Genomic DNA, 20,811 nt, shown 5'->3' with positions numbered 1-20,811 from the left:
AATGGGAGCGCGCTGAAGATGAATGGTCTTTTTCCGGCGGCAAGATGGGTGCGGGTTGGCCTGTCGCCATACCGCAACTCTCAGGCCCTATGGATCACGATCAATCAGATCCGACGCTATCGCGAGTTGTTGCGTGAGATGGTCGATCGTGACCTGAGCGCAGCGCATGCCCGGCACGGATTTGGCGCCTTGTGGGTCTTCATACACCCGCTCGTCGTCGTGGGAACATACCTGCTCATCTTTGGCTTCGTGCTGGGCAGCAAGCTGTCGATCACCGCGGATTTTCCAGGCGACTACTCTGCCTACATCCTCGCAAGCCTGGTTCCGTGGCTGATACTCCAGGCGGCGCTGGTGCGCGGGCCGGGGGCGTTGATCGGGAGCGCAAATCTCGTCAAGCAGGTCGTGTTTCCGATCGAGCTGCTCCCGATCGCGGCGACCATTGCTGCGACGATCCCGCATCTGCCGGCTCTCGGGCTCGTCATTCTCTACAAGGCCTATGTGGGCGGCCTCAGCTGGATGGTGCTGTTGCTGCCGGTCGTGTTCGCCATCCATGCAATTCTGGCGATCGGATTGAGCTTCGCGCTGTCCGCGATCACTCCGTTCTTCCGGGATATGCGCGAGATCGTCACGGTCTTCACCTCGATTGCGATGTATCTGATGCCGACGGTGTACCTCCCCGATTGGATGCCGCGCGCACTCCGTCCATTGATCTATTCGAACCCCTTCAGTTACGTCGTCTGGGTCTACCAGGACGTTCTCTTCTTCGGTTCGTTCAGACATCCCTACGCCTGGGTGGTGACCATCGTGTTCGCGCTGCTCAGCCTGGGACTCGGATACCGCATCTTTGAAAAGCTGAAACCCTACTATGGCAATGCTCTCTGACAATCCGGAAGCCGGCGTGCTGATTCCGCTTGCCGGGTCATTGGAGCCGCAGTGCGCCATTCGGGTCACCGATCTGGGCAAAGCCTATCGGCTCTATCAGCAGCCGTTGGATTTCCTGAAGGAGATCATTACCGGGAAGCCTCGGCACCATGAGCATTGGGCGATCCAGAATGTCTCCTTCGAGGTGTTGCGCGGACGCGTGGTCGGCATCATCGGGCCGAACGGCGCGGGAAAGAGCACTCTCCTGAAGATCATTGCCGGTCTGCTGGATGCCTCGACCGGACGGGTCGAAGTGGCGGGACGGTTGTCCGCGATCCTGGAATTGGGGACCGGCTTTCATCCGGACGTGTCGGGGCGCGACAACATCGTGCTCGGCGGCATGTGCCTGGGTATGACACGAGCGGAAATCGAGGCGAAGGTTCCCTGGATCATCGATTTCAGCGAACTCGAAGATGTGATCGATCAGCCGTTCCGGACCTACTCGAGCGGCATGCAGGCGCGGCTCACCTTTGCGACGGCGATCAGCGTCGATCCCGAGGTATTCATCGTCGACGAGGCGCTCGCGGCGGGTGATACCGCCTTTGTCAACAAGTGCATGAAGCGGGTTCGTCAGATCTGCGAAAGCGGCGCCACCGTGCTGTTCGTCTCGCACTCGAGCGGGTTGATCAGCGAACTGTGTGACGAGGCGATCTGGATCGACAAGGGTCGGGTGCTGATGCACGGAAACGCCCAGCGTGTCAGCAAGGCATATGAGCAGAGTGTCTGGGATATCGAGGAAGCGCGCAATCTCAGGGAAACCAAGAAACTGAGCCAGTCAATCGAAAGCACGGCTGAAACCGGAAAATACGAGCTCGGCGGCAGCACCTTGCGGATCACTTCCGTCGAGGTGATCGACGCCGAAGGCAAGCCGGCCGGCGTCGTCAAGAATGGGCAGCCACTTCGCATTCGGGTGTCGTGGTCGGGCTCCTCGGAGCACAAGCAGATCTTCGCAAGTCTGCGGATCGACACTGCGCGCCTTCAGGCGGTCACCGGAATTGACGGGTCCGACGGTGGCCTGTTTCTTGATGGGGACGATGGTCTGCCGGAGCGCGGAAGCGTCATCTACGAGGTGCCCGAACTCGCTCTTGGCGAAGGGCTATACTACGTTTCCGCCGCCATGTGCCGGCACATGCTGCCCAAGGGGGCGGAATCCATTCTGCACTACGTGGAGAAGGCGGCGCAGTTCTCGGTGTCGCGCAACTCTCTATGGCATTACAACTATCTCTATGATCCGAAATTCACCTGCACAATCGAGCGAAGCTGATGGCAACGATGACGGACGGTGATTGGCAGGAGAGGCTTGAGGCGTTCTTCGAGCTTCGTGCGCGGCAGATATCGGAGGAGCCAACGCTGGACGACCTGTGTTACGTCGCCGGCAGAAATCCGTTTCTCTGGACCGACCCGAGCCTGCTCGACGATCTCAAGTCGCACCTCCTCGATCTGATGCGACTTGATCAGAACTCTGCGGTGCTGGAAGTCGGATGCGCAGCGGGCCTGTTGGCGTCTCTCGTTGCGCCGAACGTGCGGAAATACACCGGGGTCGATCTTGCGGAGGCTCCTTTGCGGGTCGCGCAGCGGCTGAAGCTCGGTAACGCCGAGTTCCGCAAGGGAGACGGGCAGAAGCTGGAATTCGGCAACGGCGAGTTCGATGCCGCTTTTTGCTACGATGTGTTCTCCAATTTTCCGAAGTTCGAGACAGGTGAGAAGATCATTCGGGACATGCTGCGCACCGTGCGAAGCGGCGGCCGCGTGCTGATTGGCTCTGTCCCGGATCGAAATGAAATTGAGCGAACCCAGCAGATCGCAACGCGCCTGGCGGCCGGGTTCGGGGCCCAGACAAACCGTCCGCCCATCGAAACCATGGTCAAGGCCGGGAAAGCGGGTCCTCTGTCGAAATTCTCGCGCTATCTGGGATTGAGCGCCAAGAACGCCGTGCGCGAGATCAAGCCGGAGATCGTGTCGCACTGGTTCTCCAGGGACGACTTCATTCAGCTCGGCAGGCGCCTTCGGGTTGAAACTCAAATTACCGACATTCACGCCAACAATCCGTATGTCGGCACGCGCTTCAACGCCATATTCATTGCGAAATGAAGATCGTCGGATTCCACGAGCTTGGGCCGGATCGCTGGAACCCGTTGGCGGCGTCCTCGCCTGAGGCGTGGCTGACCCACGATGCGGCATGGGTTGGGATCGAAGAGCGCTTCTTCGCGACTACCAACCTGTCGTTCGGGCTCGTTGAAAACGGTGACGTTGTCGGAATCCAGCCGCTGTACTTGAACGAGAGCGGCGTATTCGGTGAGCGGTTGCTGCATTCGGGCATTCATCGCCATACGGGCCTCGCTATTCCTGAAGGGATCGATCGAAACACGATGCGGGCTGTCCGTTCGGCGGCCATGAAGCAGATATTTGCGCTTGGTGAATTGTACGACGTCGATCGGATCCAGCTGAACAGCCACAATCTCGCGCCGGCAAATCGCTCGGCCTCGCGCGAGGAAATTCCCTTCTGGGTGAGAGACTTCGGATTCCACCTCGGGATCGCCTTCGGTCCGCATGGAATGACGCCCTTTCCGGGCCTTTCGACCGTCAATGCCGATCAGTTGATCGACCTTGACCGGTCGGAGGACGAACTGTTCGTGAATTTGGATGACGGGTGTCGCCGGGCGGTTCGAAAGGCGATCAAGGCGGGCCTCGAATTCGAGCTCGCGACGGATCGATCGGCGCTGGACAGCTACCTGGAAATAGCCAGGGAATCGGCAGCACGGACGGGCGAGGTGCTGCCACCCGCCGACTACTACCAAGCCGTGCTGGAGAGTTTCTTTTCGCAGGGCCGCGCGCATCTGCTGTTTGCGCGAGCCCAGGAGATCCGCCTTGCAGGCTTGTTCCTGTTGAGTGACAAGGGCGCCGTGCATTTCATGGCCGGAGTTTCGCGACCCGACGAACTGAACTTCAGGCCGAACGACTTTCTCCATTGGAGTGCGATGCTGTGGGCGAAGCGCGCCGGCTTCCAGACTTACCGCCTGGGCCCATGGTTTCCTGAAGTGCCGCGGGACTGGCCGATATCCAAGGTATCGTATTTCAAGACCAAGTTCGGATCCAAGGCCAGACCGATCATCCAGGGCAGCATGTTTCGGCGCCCGGAAAAGTACATCCGGGAGCTTCCCGCGATACGGGATAGTTTCGAGTGCATCGGGCATCGCGCGGCGCCGTCGTCTCTAACTGCACAAACCGGCAGCGAATTCGTCGCGCACCTGCTCCGGGTGTTTGGGCTTGCGCAGGCCTCGGCATCGTCCGATGGCACTCCCGTCGTGCTGTACCGTCCTCAGGGGACGGATGTGGACATGGCGCGCGCGGTCCTCGCGAGCGGCCGCGCGGTCGCGGCAGTGCTGCCGGCGGTCGAGTTTGCCGAAGCATTTGCCGTTGCGGCAGAGGCAAGAACCATCGGCTCCGCCCAAGTGCTGCGGGCCGAGACGGCAGGGACGAGGCCATGGAAGCGGCTGCGGACGCTGCATTCCTACATGCGCTTTGTCGCCCCGGACGGAGTGCCGATCGTATCCGACGATGAGGGGCGCGCAGCCTGGCTCTGCTTGAGCAATGCTGCGGGCGGCCCGATCATGTTCATCGGGACCGATTTCGTTTCCGACATTGTTCGCTATCGCCAGGGGGATCCCGCGGCGGCCGCGAAGCGTCCCGCGGAGGCAATGTGGGGCTTTGCCGGTGAGCGGCCGAACTATCTTTTCGAGGGCCAGCTTGCCGGAGAAAGTCTGCGTGAGCGGCCCGCCGACTGGTGGTGCGAGGCTCTGGCCGATGCATTGGCGCGGTATTGCGGGGTAAGCCGGTTGCCGATGCTGCCGAATGGGGCGGTGGGCGCTATCGTCGTGACGGGTGATGACGACCAGGCGGCGCTGAGTTGCTATGCGCAGCAGCGCGAGGCGCTCGGATCGACACCGGTCACCTACTTTCTTCATCCCCTCACAAAGCACACCGCGAGCACGCTCAAGCAGCTTAAATCGGGCAGGAAGGTCGAACTGGGCCTTCATCCCGATGCGCTCGAGCATCCCGATCGATACGCCGAACTGTTTGCCGATCAGGCAAAATGGTTCGAGCAATTGACCGGAGAAGGTGCGCGCACCGTACGCAATCACGGCTTTCTGAATGACGGCTATTGGAGACACGCGACGGCCTGGAATGCTCACGGCGTGAAGGGCAGTTCCAATCTGCCGGGGCTCGACGGCTGCATCCTCAATGGTTCGCTGTTGCCGGCCAAGCTCTTGCTGGACGACAGGCTGACGGAACATTGGAGTGTCCTGACTGCGATCGGTGACGGGATCGTATTCGTGCATGGTTGGGATGACCAGCAGTCGGCCGACTGTATCCTTGGACTGGCCGAGCGAATTCGCAACGATGGCGTTCCCGGCGTGATCGTCGTCAATCTTCATCCCGAGAATATTGGCAAGACACAGGGGATGCACCAGGCTGTCCGCAAGCTTGTCGAGGACGGGTTTGTTCCGTGGACGATGAGCGAATGTTTTGAGTGGTTCGAGCGAAGACCCAGTCAAAGCGGGTCCGCAGCGCGTAAGCGTTTCGCGCTGCCGTGGTCCTGAGACTCGCAAACGACTGATCATCTCGGCATGCGTCTCGGTATCCTGTCTGATGCCCACGGTAACGTGGAGGCTTTTGAGCTGGCGCTCCAGATCCTGACGGACGCGGGCGCCGACGAGATTTACTTTCTGGGCGACGCCGTCGGATATATTCCCGACAAGGGCGTCGTCAGCGCACTCATGGGCCGCAGTATTCGTTCCGTTCGCGGAAATCACGACGACATGCTGCTGCGACAGAGCGCGAATGACGCCAAGGATCTCGTTTATCGTCACCGGGAAACATTCGCGGCGCTCAGCCACGATGAGCGAGAGTTCATCAGCGGGTGGCCATCGCAATTCCGCTTGAACGGCGAGCACGGAACGATGCTGTTCGTCCATGGCAGTCCAAAGGATCCGCTCGCGGGATATGTCTATCCGGACAGCAGCCTGACCGATCTCTCGACTGTGAGCGCCGATGTCGTTTTCATGGGCCATACCCATCATCCGTTCGTGCGCGAGCACGGCGGAAAGCTGTTTGTCAACGTGGGCAGCTGTGGCCTTCCGCGAGGTGACGACCTTCGTGGCGCGGTCTGCATTTACGATCTTCGCGAACGTTCAGCGACGATCATCAGGTTCGATATCTCGGGCTGCTGCCGCCGAATCCTTTCGCGCCATTCGCTTTCGCCCACTGTGACATCCCTGCTGGAACGATGCTCAAACTACGAAGTGAGGAACGATCGTGAAGCGTAGGCGGGTCAAGGTGCTGCTGACCGGGATCGGCGGAGGCGGGCATGGCGAGCAAATCCTCAAGGCTCTTCGGTTGGGAGAACTCGAATACGACATCGTCGGCACCGACATGTCCGATGCCTGCGCGAACCGGCACCTGGTCGATAAGTTCGTGAGGTTGCCGCGGGCGACTGATCCTGCATATCTGGATGAGCTCCGGTCTCTGGCCCAATCAGAGAAGTGCGTCGCCATCTTTCATGGGTCGGAGCCCGAGATGGCGGTGATGAGCCGATCCAGAGCTGCGCTTGAGGCGGATGGCTTTTACGTTCCTGTCAATCCACCGTCGGTTCTGGATATCTGCCAAGACAAGACGAAAACCATGGCGCACCTGGCGTCGTGCGGCTTCGCGACGCCGAAGTTCAGGGAAGTCCGCGCTCTGTCGGATCTTGATGATTGGGCAGTCTTGCCGGCCATCCTAAAGCCTGCAGTAGGGGGGGGCGGATCGGCCAACGTGTTCATCGTTCAGTCGACCGAGGAACTCCTGACTTTCTCGCGCTATCTCCTCGGAGTTTGTCCGTCGTTCACGATCCAGGAATACATCGGCAGTTCTGAAGACGAGTACACCGTCGGCGTGCTTTTCGGGGCGGACGGCGTCCTGATCAATTCGATTGCGATCAAGCGTGTCATCAACAACGCGCTAACGATCCGCACGCAGGTTCCAAACCGGACGGGGCGGCCGGAATTCGGCGCGCGGCTCGTTGTGTCGACGGGCATCTCGCAAGGCCACGTTGCCGACTGGCCCTCGGTGCGGAGCGCGTGCGAGAAGATTGCCGAGTCACTGTCGCCAAAAGCGCCCGTGAACGTGCAGTGCCGCGTGGCGGATGGTGTCGTCATTCCATTTGAGATCAACCCGCGCTTTTCGGGAACGACCTCCTTGAGGGCAATGGCCGGATACAATGAGCCCGACGTTCTCATTCGACGCGACGTTTTCGGGGAAACGATCCCGGAGCGATTCCCGTACAAGGAAATGATGATCTTGCGAGGCTTGGAAGAGCATCTCGTCGGCTAAGAAGCGACGTTCCACGATCAACAGAGAGCGACCACGATGAAAAAACAGTGCCCGGTGTGCGAGTCCGATCGTCTGCAGGACATCTATCCCTCGTTTTCAGGGACGTGCATCACCTCCGATATGATGGTCCTGCGTGACGCGTCGTTGGACAATCGGCTTTGTTCGCATTGCGGCCTCATATTCAATGCCGGCGGGACCAGGGGATGGAGCGAAGCCTTCTATAAGGAAAGCTACAGCCTGATGATGAAGAGTCAGGATGCGGCAATTCAGAGCTTCTCGGGTCCGGCGCCGATCTCCCAGGCGGAGCGCACGCACCAGATTCTGAGGGAGATGACCAGCCTGCCGGCTGACGGATCCATTCTGGAGATCGGTGCGGGAAAAGGCGATTTTCTCGGACATTTTCTCGAGGAATCCCGCGACTGGCGCGCGGCGGCCTTCGAGCCGAGCTCGGCATTCGATGTGCTGCAGAAGAAGTTTCCTTCCGCCCGGCTTAGCCGCTGCGACTACAAGGAGTTCGAGGCCGAGGCGGGCAGCTTCGATCTGATCGTGGCGCTGGGCGTGCTCGAGCACGTCGACAACCCGCTCGACATGTTGAAATGGGCGCATCAACGCCTCAAGACGTCGGGCCTCTTCTACATTCGCGTCCCCAACTTCGCGAAGAATCCGAACGACCTGTTTTGCGCGGATCACCTGTCGAAGCTGACCCTGCATTCATTGGAATCGCTGGCTCACGCCGCAGGATTCGAGGTGGTGGCTTCCAAGGAAGCGGGCGTGCCGATCTTTATTCTGCTGAGGAAGGTCGATGGTCCGAAGCCGCAAGCGGCGAATGTCGTGGAGCTCAATCAGCGCATCGTCGATCAGAACGCGATGGTGGCCAAGAACGCGATGGACGCGATCGACCGGTGCCGCAAGGCTGCCGATGCCGCCGGGGATCCCTTTGCCATCTTTGGCCTGGGGTCGTCGGGCTTGTTTGCGCCGTTCTACCTCGGCTTCGACGTTGCGAAGATCGCGGCTTATCTCGACGAGAATCGTTCCACGTGGGGAAGCGGCCTGCACGGACGTTCGGTGGGCGGCCTCGACAAGATCAAGGAACTGGGGATCCGGCACGTCGCGCTGGCGATCAGCCCGGTCTATTTCGATCAGGTGAAAGCGAAGCTCGCGCCTTACGGCGTGGAGATCTATTCGGCTTAGGGCTGGGTCAAGGGCGCTCCGTGTAACTCCGCGGCTCGAAGCAGTTCGTTCTCGACGGAAGTTGCAGGAGCCTCGGCATTGAAAGCATCGACCAAATGAACATCACAGAACCGAGTTTCGACGAAGCTGAAATTGCGTTGCTGCGGGAGTGCCTCGACTCGAAATGGGTTACGCAGGGGCCTTTCACGGAGCGCTTCGAGCGGCTGATTGCCGAGAAACATGGCGTCAAGCATGCCCTTGCGTGCACGTCCTGCACCGCCGCGCTGCATTTGGCGACCCTGGCCCTGAAACTTGGGCCGGGCGACGAGGTGATCGTCCCGGCCTTCACCTGGGTGACAAGCGCGCACTCCGCCGAATATGTCGGTGCGAAGCCCGTCTTCGCCGACATCGATCTGTCGACCTTCAATATCGATCCGGAACGGCTGGAGGCCGCGATCACGCCGCGCACGAAGGCGATCGTTGCGGTCCATCTGTTTGGTCTCGCCGCCCCGATGGACGAGATCAAGGCGATTGCAGAACCTCGAGGCATCGCCGTGATCGAGGACGCCGCGTGCGCGATCGGCACGACCTACAAGGGCAAGCCGATTGGCGCGATCGGCGACATCGGTTGCTTCTCGTTCCATCCGCGCAAGGCGGTCACGACTGGAGAGGGCGGCGCCGTAACCACCAACCGCGATGATCTTGCGGAACGCGTGCGATCGCAGCGCAACCATGGCTCCACCGGCGCTCCGGATGCATCGATCGAGCCTCACGGTCCCTGGACGATGGCGACGTTTGACAATCTCGGCTTCAACTTGCGCCTGTCCGACATTCAGGCAGCCGTCGGCGTGGCGCAAATGGGCAAGCTCGACCGGCTGCTCGCGGAGCGCAGGCGTCTCGGCCATCGCTATTCCGAATTGCTGGCAGGAAACAATTCAATCGTGCGACCGCTCGGCGGAGACGTCGACGGGCATGCGTTTCAGTCCTACGTTATTCGTTTCGTTGACGGAGATCGCGCCCGCCGCAACGCGGTGATGGCGACGCTGGCTGCCGCGGCAATTCAAACCCGGCCAGGCACGCATGCAGTGCACCGGCTCGGCTACTACAAGAATAAGTATGGCCTGCGGCCCGAGCAGTTTCCGAACGCGGCGCTCGCGGAGGACACGACGATCACGCTGCCGATCTTCCCGAACATGACGGAGGAGGATCAGCGCCGCGTGGTCGATTGCATCAACCGGGCCAGCGCCTGAGGCGATTGCGGAACGGCATCGGTGTCTTCGAATCTCTTTCGGTCGGCGCGCAATCTGTTTGAGGGTACGCGTTTTCCCAACCTCGCGCGGTTCGCCCGAAAGAACCAGAAGTTCGAAGCGGCTGTTTCCGCACTTTCTCCTGCGCGTGGGAGAGGCCGCGTAGAACAGGCGATTGTTGGAAATGCGAACCGGGTTGCTGCCGAGGGGGACTACGCGCTGCTCACCACTCTGCTGGATGCGCTGCGGCCATTCCTCAATCCCGACCGATCTCCTGATGCGCGCGACTTCTGGGATGCTCTCATCGCCGATTGTCGCGTGATCACTGAGGATCGCTTGCGGAGCGGAGAGATGAATTCGCTCTGGGGGGTCACGCCGATCGTTAATCTGACTTCGGGCGTCGCCGCAGACCGTGCCTTGGGCGTCAATGCGCGCTCGCTGGTGTTTACGACGTACCATACGTCTTCGAATTTCGATTTCGTGTGCTCTGAAATTCAAGCGCGCCTCGTGGCTGAGCGGGGCGAGGACTGGTTCCTGTTTCGATGGCTCATGCTGATCTGGGCGATCGCCAACTTCGATTTTTTTCATCTGTACAACGATCGCGGCATCATCGAGCCGGCAGGTGGCTACGGCAGTCCCCGCTTCGGAATTGCGGTGCGCGAGATGGAAATCTATCGGCAGGCCGGGAAGCGGCTCTATACCTACGCATATGGCGCAGACCATAGAACGCGCGAAAAAAACATGGCGCTGGGAAAATGGAATTTCTGCTCGGAATGTCCTGATCCGGGCGTCTATTGTGTCTGCGACGATGCCGGCGGCGCTGCCATGCTGCAAGTCATCAGGGAGTACTCAACCGCTGTGGTTGCGCATGGGCTCGCCATGAAGCTCATTCCCGGCGCTCGAAATGTGCCGTACTTGACGGTCGATGTTGACAAGGTATCTCCCGGGCCACCCCGGAGTCGAAGGAACGGCAAGCTGGTCGTGGGTCACTTTCCGAACCACGGCTATTTCAAGGGGACGAAGTATCTGCAAGGCGCAATCGAGTCCCTGCAGGCTGAAGGTCATGAAGTCGAGCTTCTGCAACTGAGCGGAAGGCCGCACGATGAGATTCTGGCGGCGATGCAGACGATCGACGTTCTTGTCGACCAGCTTATCAGCGGGTCGTTCGGCTTGACGGCCGTTGAGGCAATGGCATCGGGCTGTCCCGTCATCTGCTATCTGCACGATGGGGTCGCGGTGGCCGAGCGGGAGGCCTGTCCGGTCATCGAGGCAAATCCGGACACGATAAAGCAGGTCCTGCATCAGCTGATCCTGGACCGCGCGCGGCTTTCCGACGCCGGCGCTGCCGGCCCTCACTATGTCCGTAGAAACTACTCGGTGGAGGCGCTGGGCAAGCATTTGGCAGATCTTTATCTGGCTACTGCGGATTTGCCGATGCCGCTGAAGGCAAGAGTTGGCGAAAGCGCCAGGCTGCTGAATTCGTGATGCCGTCAAAGCGATCCATGCCCGAAAATCCGAACTGGCTTTGCCGGCGCGTCGCTCATGCGCGGAGCGCCTGAACCAATGTCAGTTTCCTACGTCGAAGCGCGGCTCGAGAGCCCCTTGAGCCCAACCGACGCGACACGCGCGATCGAGGCTGAAAACGAACGCGCATTGCGTCTGGTCGACGACTTCCAGCGAAGAATGGGGCGACCGCTTCGGGTTCTTCACATCGGCAACATCGCCAACAATGCCTACAACAATGCCCGGATTCAGCGGCAGCTCGGCATCCAGGCGGACGTGCTCTGCTACAATTATTACCACATCATGGGCTGTCCCGAGTGGGAGGACGGTGCGCTGCAGGAAGGATCCTCGGCGCTGGGGCAGGATCATTTCAAGCCGGATTGGTGGGCGACCAGCTTGAAGGGATGGAAGCGGCCTCGCTGGTTTGTTCAAGGTCCATCCGCGCTTTGCATTGAATACCTTCGCGCCAAGAATGCAGGTTGGCAAACGACGGCATATCTGAAATGGCTGGAGCTGGAGTTGACGGCTCTTCAGGACGCCCGTTCCGGCGACGATGCGGGTTTCCTTGCCAAGTATGTTCCCCAGCATCTGAGATTCCTGCTCTGGCTCAGCGGACCCGGTCGGTCGTCGCAAGGGACCAGGCAGCCGCTTAGCCTGTACAGAATATGGCTGGGCACGTTCGTGGCAAACGGCGTGCTCGGACGCGAGGGCAAGACGGGCGAATTTGAAGCGGGCTGGCTGGACAAAATCTCGGCTGCCGCTTGGTTGTGGATTGCGCGCCGAGGTCCGCAGGCCGATGCGGAGGCTCGAGCCGCACTCGGGGCCCTGCGGGAAGATGTTCGCTGGCTGCGCACCGGCGGATTGCGGGAGCGATCGTCTTCGCTCGCCCGTTCGCTGACCCACAGCTTCCTGGCGCTGCTCGAGCGGGTCATGCTCAAGTTCGTCCCGGTCTCGGAATCCGGCTGCGTGGCGCGATCGATGTCCGAACCGGCGACGCGGGCGAAGGAAATCGAAACGCTGCTCGATGAAATCAGGAGGGATCCCGCCGAACTTGACGGTCAGTCACTTCGTTATCGCGAAGAGTATGTAATGATACATCCAAAGCCGTTCGAAGATGTCCTGCTGCACTATGACATCATCCAGGGATATGCGATCGACGGACTGATACCGATGATGAACGGCGTCAAGAACTTCAGCTGCTACGAGCACGGAACGCTGCGCGAAATCCCGTTCGAGAACAATCTGACCGGCTTGATCTGCCGGATCTCGTTTCAGCGCGCGCCCGCAGTCTTTGTAACCAATTCAGATGTCCTGCCGTCGGTCGAACGCCTGGGGCTGGCGAAGGACAAGGTCGTCTACCTTCCGCACGCGTTCGACAATCACAAGTTGCGCGCATTCCGCGAAGCGCACCCGGAGCTAAAGCCCCCGACGAGCGGGCCGGTGATCTTCTTTAGTCCGTCCCGCCACCATTGGAAGCTGGGGAATTCATCCTGGCAGAAGGGCAATGATGTCATCATCCGGGCCGCGGCTGAAGTTGCGCGAGAGACGAGAAACTTCAAGCTCGTGTTCGTCGAATGGGGCCAGGAGGTCGCGGACAGCAAGGCGTTGATCGACGAACTGGGCCTGTCCGAGCTGATTGAATGGGTTCCGACCATGTCGAAGCGGGAGCTGTGGCAGCGCTACTGCGTATCGCATGCGGTGGTTGATCAATTCGTCGTTCCGGCGCTCGGCGGCGTCGGGTTCGAGACGATGGCGTTGGGTGTCCGGCTTATCTCGGCCATCGACCGGCAACAGACCGCGTTGTTCTTCGGTCAGGAGCCGCCGCTGCTCGCGGCCGGCAACGTCGCCGACTGTGCCGGCCGGATGCGGGAAGTCATCCAGGATCCTCTCGATTCCCAGGGCCGGGGTGCAGCCGCTTCGCAATGGATGTCGACCTACCATTCCGCGGAAAGAATCGTTGCTCTCCAGTGCAAGGCGTACAGCAATTTGCTCGCGGGGCAGTGGTGATGGCGTTTCCCGCGACTCCGATGCTGATTTCCTAGAGTTGCCACAGAATGATGCTCAAGCAGATCTCATCTTTCATCAAGCAGTATCCTCCGCTTTTCCGCGCGCTGCGGCCTGTATTCTATTTCGGCTTTGGCCGGTGGAATGCGTTGGTCTCACAGCTCGTGGTCCGCCGCGCGCAGTTCATGCAGGCGCGAATCCCGAAGATGTCCGATGCGGCCGACGCGACATCGCGAAACAGACAGATCGGCAGATCTGCCTCTGGTCGCGAGGTGGTGATGCTCGTCGTCTCCGACCTGCGTGTGGATCCTCGGGTTGAACGAGAAGCCCGCGCGCTCGGCGCCGCCGGATATGACGTCACGGTGATCTGTCCCGAGCCCACGAAGGGGGCAGGGGCGACCTTCAATCTTGATTGGGGACCGCGCGTCCATATTCGGCACGCCGATTGGACGGCAGCGACGTTCATGAGCGAGCAGCCGGGTTATATTGCGGAACAGCTCTACCTGGAAGCGGTGAAGAGGAAGCCATTTGCGTTCCATGCGCATGATCTCTCCACCGCCTATGCCGCGATGGCGGCCGCAAAGTACCGCGGCGCGCACCTCGTCGTCGACTTTCATGAGTGGTTTTCGGAGAACGTTCATTGGAGCACGAAGCAGTCCGCCTGGGCGCCGTATCCGCCGGAGTGGAAGCGGGCGCTTCAGGAGCTGGAAGTTCGTTGTCTCAACGAGGCATCGGCCACCATCACGGTGTGTGACTCGATCGCGGATGCGATGAAGGCCGAACTCGGCGGCAGCCGTCCCGTCGTGGTCCGTAACATTCCGGATATCGCGGTCACGCCGTCGCGCGAGTATCCGCCGCTGAAGCAGCAACTGGGGCTGCCGGAATCGACCTTCGTGCTGCTATGGCAGGGAGGGACCGGCCCGACGCGTCTGATCGAACCGATCATCGAATCCCTTGCTTATGCACCGGATTGTATTTTCGTCATCCGGGGTCCTTCTCTGGATCTGTTCGGGCCCGATTATCTAGCATTGGCTCAGCGCGTCGGCGTGGAAGGCAGGGTGGTGCTTGCTCCGCCGGTGCCGTCGAAGGACGTTGTCGCGGCCGCCCGCGGGGCCGATGCCGGCATTTGGACATTGCCGGCGCTGTGCCGCAACTTCACCTTTGCGCTCCCCAACAAGATTTTCGAATACCTGGCCGCCGATCTTCCTGTCCTCGTTGCGCAATACGCGGAGGCGAAGCGTCTTGTCGAGGAGAACGCGGTTGGATTGACGTTCGATCCCTACAATCCCCGTTCCATCGCGGAATCGATCAACCGCATGGTCCAGGATAAGCAGCTCCGGGCCGCCTTCAGGGCGAGCACGCGGACGACCCTGGCAAAGCTCGATGCAAGGTCGGAGTGGCAGAAGGTCGTTTCGCTCTACGACAGCCTGTCTCCAAAAAAGCCGCCGCAACGCGGATCCGCGCAATGAAGGATCGACTAAGATCGCTCGCGCGGCGCGTGTTGCCGCGGAGCGTTCGAGTCTGGATGCTCACGACCTGGTCGATCGCGAGATCGCCGGGCCGGGGAGCCATGGTGCGCCGCAAATTGCAGGCGTTGCCGCTGAAGCTGCTCAGGCTGCTCGCCACTGCAATTTCGATCGTCATTCTAAAGCTTGCGATCTACGCCGCTCCCATAGCCGGAGTCGCGCGGCTGTGGCGCGGACGACCCAGGACCTTGTGGGGCGTGACGCCGATCCTGACCCTGGAGCTCAAAGCCAGGGCCGATCAGATGCTCGGCTTTCGATCGACCTCGCTCGTCTACGTAACCTACGTCATCACGTCGCGCTTCGATCTGGATCTACATCGCCCGTACAGTCTGGCATTTAGGTATGGTTTCGGATCCGCATTCCAGCGCGTGGTGCTCGCGTGGGCCCTGATGCGATATGACGTGTTTCACTTCTTCGCTGACCGCGGGCTGCTGGATTCGACGGAGCGTCTGCAGATCAGTTTTGAGGAGCTTGCCGCGCTGCGACGGGCTCGCAAGCGGGTCTATATCTATGCGTATGGCGCCGATGTTCGCACCCGGCAGGCGACCCTGGCGCTCGGCAAATGGAATTTCTGCGTCGATTGTACGGAACCGCCGAAATACTGCACGTGTCACGACGCAGAGGCTCGGCGGTACATTTCCGAAGTGGCCAGGAACGTGACGGCCCTGGTCTCGCTGGGTGACATGCTTACCTACATGCCGACGGCAAAGCATATCAACTATTGGCCGCTCGATCTGGATCGGTTGAATGCGGTTCTCCCGAACGTGCCATCCGGTCCGCTTCGCATCGCGCACGCGCCAAATCACACGCACTTCAAGGGCTCCAAATACCTGGAGCGAACGATCGACCGGCTGAAGCTGCAGGGATACGATATCGAATATTGCAAGATCCAGGGGGTGCCGAACAGCCAGGTGATCGAGCTTTTTGCGCAATCCGACATCGTGGCGGATCAGTTCATCGGCGGCGCCTACGGCTACACCGCGCTCGAAGCGATGGCGCTTGGCAAGCCGGTCCTGAGCTTCGTCAGAAGTCCGGATCTGGTCGAGGCACCGGAGGAATGCCCGATCATCAACGCAACCCCGGACGAGCTCGAGCAGGCATTGCTGTGGATCCTTCGCAATCGAGAGCGCCTTCGTAGGATCGGCGAGCAGGGACGGCGCTATGTCGAGCGGTGGCACGGCATCTCCGCCATCGCTGCACGACTTGGTCAGCTCTATCGAGAGACTGCGGACTTCCCTCCGATCGTGGTTGCCCGTATTCGGGTCGCCCAGGATCAGGAAGAAGCTCGCCGCAACGCCATTCCTGTCGCCGGGAATTGGGAACATCCGTTCCAGGTCACGAGGCAGTCTGCTCCGGACGATCTCGGCGCGCTGGCGAGGACGATTCCCTGATGACCGAACCGCAAGGGCGCTTCCGGTGACGTCGGTGGACGCCTCCGCCGCAATGATGTCTTCGCTACCGCCGCAGCCGCAAGGCGTCGATTGGCATCGGCGTTTTCAGCAAGAGCACGGGCGGGCTCTGCGCGTGCTGCACCTCGGCAACATTGCGAACAATGCGTTCAACAATGCCAGGATCCAACGCCAGCACGGCATCGATGCCTATGTCATCGCCTACGAAAACTATCACATCATGGCTTGCCCCGAATGGGAGGAGGCGGCGTTCGAGGGGGACCTCGGAGATCCGTTCTTTCCTGAGTGGACCAAGGTCAATCTCGGGGGCTACCAGCGGCCACGATGGTTTGCTTCCGGGCCTCTGAGGCTGTGTTGCTCGATGATTGCCGCCGAGGTTGGTGGGCAGTCGGACCTGGCCGATGAAATTCGACGCGCGCTGGATCGCGCCCGGGAGTCCGTGAGCGGGCAGACGGTGTCCGCCCGCGCGACCCGTCTTGGCCAGAAGATAGCACGGCGGATTCGCAGGTCTCCCGCGATGGCCCGCGATCTCTTCCTGCGGCGCGTGTTGGCAAAGGATGATCCGGAGCAGATGCGGCTTGCGGCTGTGTGGCGGCAAGGCAGCGCGCCGGCTTCACCGCCGAGCGCTGCGGATTTTGCCAGCTACCGGGCGCGGCTCGCGCCGCTCATCGGTCTGCTGGATCAGTTTGACGTCGTCCAGGCCTACGCAACCGATGGTGCCTGGCCACTGCTCGCCCGGCGCCCCTACTTTGGATATGAGCATGGGACGTTGCGGGCGCTTCCGTTTCAGGACGATAGCCTCGGGCGGCTGACCGCCACCGTGTTCCTCGGAGCTGACCACGTTTTCGTCACCAACATCGATTGCGTGCCTGCCGCGCGACGGCTTGGCGTGCCGCCGGATCGGATCACGCCGCTTCCGCATGCCTTCGACGACACGAAACTCATAGAGTTCGGGAAGCAGAATAGCGCGATCCGCCCGCCCAGCGATGCTGTCGTTGTGTTTCACCCGACCCGCCATGATTGGCGCGACGCGGACCCCAGCCTGGTGAAGGGCAATGACCGGTTGATCCGCGCCTTTGCGAGCGTGGCGCAGCAGGCGCCGGCGCTGCGACTTGCGATGATCGCCTGGGGACGCGACCTCGACGCCTCACGGGAGCTGATACGGAGCCTGGGTCTGGACAACAGGGTGGAGTGGCTTGCGCCGATGCGCAAGCCGGAGCTTTGGAGAACATATCTTCGCAGCCACGCCGTGCTGGATCAGTTCGTCCTCCCGTCATTCGGTGGAATCACCTTTGAAGCGCTGGCGCTCGGAAGGCGCGTTATCACGAATGTGGATTCGGGCATGGCCAAGGAGTTCTTCTCCGAAGCTCCGCCCATCCTGTCGGCATCGACGGAGAGTGAGATAGCCGACGCGCTTCGCAGGATCGTGGCCGATCGGGACGACCGGCATGGGATCGGCGCTGCCAGTGCAGAGTGGATCCGGCAGTATCACTCTGCGGCGAGAATCGTCGAGTTGCAATTGACTGCGTATCAACGGCAGATCGAAGCCGTTGGTGGGCACCATGGTGATCGCCGAAGCTGACGGCGCAGCTCGGCATATTTGCGTAACAAGATGAAAATCCTTCACGGTCCCTTCAATATCGGCAATCAGCCCTGGTCGCTCTCGCGTGCCGAGCGCAGGCGTGGAAACAGCAGCGACCTGGTCGTTCGCAGCGGGACCTGGTTTCGCTATCCGGCCGACAGGGTGCTGTATGACGACACCGCAACCGACTTTCAGAAAATGGCCAGAAGCGCGTGGTTCGGATTGTCCGCGCTGCTTCGCTACGACGTGCTCCACTACTATTTTGGAACCACGTTCCTGTATCCGGGCTACGCATTCGAGGGCGTGGGCCGGATGGGGCCGCTGCTGAATCGGCTCGTGACGATCGATCTCCAGCTGGCCAGGGGGTTGGGCAAGAAGAGGTTCATGACCCTGCAGGGCTGCGACGCACGGCTCGCGGGGGAGGGCAATCGGCGAAATCGATGGACCATGTGCGCGAGCGGACGTTGCTCAGCCTATGAAACCTGCGTCTCGTCGCTGGATGCGCGCCGGTCCCGCCTGATCGATCGTGTGCTGCCGCTGTTCGACCGCGTGTTCTATCTCAATCCGGAACTGGGACACGTCGTTCCGGGCGGGCAGTTTCTCCCTTACGCCAATGTGGAGATCGGTCATTTCTCGCCCGAGTATCCCCGCGCCGAAGGCAGACCAAGGATCGTCCACGCGCCGAGTGATGCGAGTATCAAGGGCACCCAGATGATACTCGACGCACTGGAACGTCTGAAATCGCGGTTCGACTTTGAGCTGATCCTGGTCGAAAAGAAGACCCATGAAGAGGCGATGGCGATCTACAGGTCAGCCGATCTTGCCATTGACCAGGTGCTTGCGGGTTGGTACGGCGGCTTTGCCGTCGAGATGATGGCGATGGGAAAGCCGGTGGTTTGCTACGTCAGGGAAAGCGACCTGCAATTCATCCCGCCGGCCATGCGGGATGATCTTGCGATCCTGAACGTCGATCCCGCGCGGCTCACGGAAGATCTTGCGGCCATTCTCGAACGCCGGGCCGAGTGGACCGAGCTGGGAAAGCGGTCTCGCCGTTATGTCGAGCGATGGCACGATCCTGACCACATTGCCGGGGCAATGATCGAGGCCTATCGCAGCCCCGACAGTACGTTTGTGCTGGCGCCGGCGGGCGTCGAGGTCGGGTAGATTCAGATGTGTGGCATTTCAGGCATCCTGCATTTTGGCTCTTGCCCGGACGCGGACGCTCGCATCCGCCGCATGACGGCCAGCATCGTGCACCGCGGTCCGGATGATGATGGCTACTATGCCTCGCCGGACGTCGTGTTGGGCTTCCGCCGGCTTTCGATCGTCGACCTTGTCTCGGGCCATCAGCCGATGAGCAACGAGGACGGCACCGTATGGGTTGTCTTCAATGGCGAGATCTACAATCATCGCGAGCTCAGAAAGGAGCTCGAGGCCGCCGGCCATGTCTTTGCGACGGATCACTCGGACACCGAAGTTCTGGTCCACGGCTGGGAGCAGTGGAAGGACGAGTTGTTCAACAGGCTGAACGGCATGTTCGCCTGTGCCATCTGGGACGAACGGCAGCGCGAGCTGGTCATCGCCCGTGACCGATACGGCATCAAGCCGGTCTACGTTGCCGAGCTGCCCGGCAAGGGTCTCGTGTTCGGCTCGGAGGTGCGTGCGCTCTACGCCAGCGGATTGATCGACAAGCAGTTCGATGCGTCTGCAACCCTGGAGTACTTCACGCTGATGAACAATTGGGGAGGGCGCACGCCGTTCCGCGGCGTTCGTCTCCTCAAGCCGGGTAGCTTCGAACGATTTGTGGCGAGCGGAAGTTCGGGCAGCACCTATTGGTCGCCCTCCTATCATCGCAAATACGCGCCTGGTCTGGCCCAGGCCTCGGGCGAGTTCGGCGAGATATTGCAAGCAGCGTTGCGCAGGCAGTTGGCTGCGGACGTTCCGGTGATGGCATATTTGTCGGGCGGTATCGACAGTTCGGCGATCACGGCGGGTGCACATCAGATCGACCCGGTCGTTCGCGCCTATTCGTGCATCTTCGATCTCGATAATGTCGGTGTCGACAAGTTCGTCGACGAGCGTGAGTTCTCCAGGGAGGTCGCCAAGCAGCTCAACATCGAACGTGTCGAGCTCATGGTGCCGCAGGACGCGCTGGTCCGCCATCTCGACGCGACGGTCGGCGCGATAGAATATCCTCGCATGGGAATGGCCTATGTGAACTATCTGATCGCCCAGCGGGTCGCCCAGGACGCAAAGGTCGTGCTATCGGGAACCGGCGGTGACGAAGTCACTGGAGGATATGTCGGCCGATATGCCATTGTGCCGCGGGCTGCGCCAGCTTCCCTGATGCAGCGCGTGATACAGCGCCTTCGTGCCGGCGTCACAGATCAGGCAGCCTCGCGTGATGCCTTTGCCCTCTACCGGGCAAGCCTCAACGTCCCGATCTCGGCGGATAAGATCAAGGATGCCTTTACGCCGGAGTTCTTGCGCGCCGCTGGGGGTTTCGATCCGCTCGCCGCGATCGGCGACGCGATCGGCTCGGTTCCGTCGCGGGATCCCTGGGACGTCATCATGCACGTCGACATGACCACCTATCTTCCGGGTCTGCTGTCGCTGGAGGACAAGCTGTCGATGGCGCATTCGCTTGAGACCAGGGTGCCGCTGCTCGACAACGAGCTGGTCGACTATCTGCTCGGCGTGGACTGGGGCCTGCTGTCCGACGGCTCCACCGGCAAAATCCTGTTCCGCGAAGCCGTCCGGCCGCTGGTGCCCGATACGATCTACCGGAAGCCCAAGATGGGGTTTGGTCCTCCGGACGCATCTTGGTACAGAGGGATTCTGCGTTCATGGATCGAGGAGCAACTCTCGGAATCCCGTATCAAACAGCGAGGCGTGCTCCAGCACGACTTCGTACGTCGGATTCTGAATGAGCATTTCGAGGAGAAGGCGAACCATGTCGCGCTGATCTGGTGTTTGCTCAGCTTCGAGTCCTGGTGCAAGCAACACAGCGCCTATGGCGGTGCCCTCCATTAGTTGCAGTTGTAGGAGCTAGATTTATGCGAACCGTTGCGTCTTCA

The 20,811-nt window shown here is 60.8% G+C and carries 15 protein-coding genes; all 15 read left to right on the top strand.

The features are described from left to right. Positions 1–18: 18 nt before the first annotated feature. The 15 genes from CK489_RS35245 (at position 19) to asnB (ending at position 20,767) form a co-directional block, all read left to right on the top strand. Positions 19–882, top strand: a complete 864-nt coding sequence (locus CK489_RS35245; protein WP_095735508.1) for an ABC transporter permease — start codon at positions 19–21, stop codon at positions 880–882. 16 nt (positions 883–898) lie between these two features. Further along, the gene (locus CK489_RS35240; RefSeq protein WP_158226542.1) at positions 899–2,185 is read left to right on the top strand and encodes an ABC transporter ATP-binding protein; all 1,287 of its coding nucleotides are present in this window, start codon (positions 899–901) and stop codon (positions 2,183–2,185) included. Next, positions 2,185–3,012: a class I SAM-dependent methyltransferase gene (locus CK489_RS35235; protein ID WP_050630226.1), complete on the top strand. Its 828-nt coding sequence runs from the start codon at positions 2,185–2,187 to the stop codon at positions 3,010–3,012. The genes CK489_RS35240 and CK489_RS35235 overlap by 1 nt, the downstream gene beginning before the upstream one ends. Next, positions 3,009–5,522 (top strand): lipid II:glycine glycyltransferase FemX, encoded by a 2,514-nt coding sequence (locus CK489_RS35230; protein WP_095735507.1) that lies wholly within the window; start codon positions 3,009–3,011, stop codon positions 5,520–5,522. The genes CK489_RS35235 and CK489_RS35230 overlap by 4 nt, the downstream gene beginning before the upstream one ends. A gap of 27 nt (positions 5,523–5,549) precedes the next feature. Then, the gene (locus CK489_RS35225; RefSeq protein WP_095735506.1) at positions 5,550–6,248 is read left to right on the top strand and encodes a metallophosphoesterase family protein; all 699 of its coding nucleotides are present in this window, start codon (positions 5,550–5,552) and stop codon (positions 6,246–6,248) included. Then, positions 6,238–7,293, top strand: coding sequence for an ATP-grasp domain-containing protein (locus CK489_RS35220; protein WP_050630223.1), 1,056 nt, complete (start codon positions 6,238–6,240; stop codon positions 7,291–7,293). The genes CK489_RS35225 and CK489_RS35220 overlap by 11 nt, the downstream gene beginning before the upstream one ends. A 36-nt stretch (positions 7,294–7,329) precedes the next feature. Then, entirely contained in the window at positions 7,330–8,484 is a 1,155-nt protein-coding gene (locus CK489_RS35215; RefSeq protein ID WP_095735505.1) for a class I SAM-dependent methyltransferase, read from the top strand. 95 nt (positions 8,485–8,579) lie between these two features. Next, a complete protein-coding gene (locus tag CK489_RS35210) occupies positions 8,580–9,713 on the top strand; it encodes a DegT/DnrJ/EryC1/StrS family aminotransferase (protein WP_050630221.1) in 1,134 nt (377 codons plus the stop codon). A 21-nt stretch (positions 9,714–9,734) separates the two neighbouring features. Continuing rightward, complete coding sequence (locus CK489_RS35205; RefSeq protein ID WP_095735504.1) at positions 9,735–11,195, top strand: glycosyltransferase; 1,461 nt, start codon at positions 9,735–9,737, stop codon at positions 11,193–11,195. 78 nt (positions 11,196–11,273) lie between these two features. After that, positions 11,274–13,220 carry a glycosyltransferase gene (locus CK489_RS35200; RefSeq protein WP_158226541.1) on the top strand — a complete coding sequence of 649 codons (1,947 nt, stop codon included), beginning with the start codon at positions 11,274–11,276 and terminating at the stop codon, positions 13,218–13,220. A gap of 47 nt (positions 13,221–13,267) precedes the next feature. Beyond that, positions 13,268–14,686 (top strand): glycosyltransferase family 4 protein, encoded by a 1,419-nt coding sequence (locus tag CK489_RS35195; protein WP_095735502.1) that lies wholly within the window; start codon positions 13,268–13,270, stop codon positions 14,684–14,686. Beyond that, positions 14,683–16,134, top strand: a complete 1,452-nt coding sequence (locus tag CK489_RS35190; protein WP_095735501.1) for a glycosyltransferase — start codon at positions 14,683–14,685, stop codon at positions 16,132–16,134. Before CK489_RS35195 ends, CK489_RS35190 begins: the two co-directional genes overlap by 4 nt. A 34-nt stretch (positions 16,135–16,168) precedes the next feature. Next, positions 16,169–17,734: a glycosyltransferase family 4 protein gene (locus CK489_RS35185; protein ID WP_158226540.1), complete on the top strand. Its 1,566-nt coding sequence runs from the start codon at positions 16,169–16,171 to the stop codon at positions 17,732–17,734. A gap of 30 nt (positions 17,735–17,764) precedes the next feature. Further along, the gene (locus CK489_RS35180) at positions 17,765–18,898 is read left to right on the top strand and encodes a glycosyltransferase (RefSeq protein WP_143278294.1); all 1,134 of its coding nucleotides are present in this window, start codon (positions 17,765–17,767) and stop codon (positions 18,896–18,898) included. A gap of 6 nt (positions 18,899–18,904) precedes the next feature. Continuing rightward, entirely contained in the window at positions 18,905–20,767 is a 1,863-nt protein-coding gene (gene asnB, locus CK489_RS35175) for an asparagine synthase (glutamine-hydrolyzing) (protein WP_095735498.1), read from the top strand. Positions 20,768–20,811: the final 44 nt, after the last annotated feature.

This window comes from Bradyrhizobium sp. UFLA03-84 (genome assembly GCF_002289535.1).
Taxonomy (GTDB): domain Bacteria; phylum Pseudomonadota; class Alphaproteobacteria; order Rhizobiales; family Xanthobacteraceae; genus Bradyrhizobium; species Bradyrhizobium viridifuturi.
Note: the sequence above shows the minus strand (reverse complement) of the source record. Positions and strands in the feature narration are given on the sequence as shown.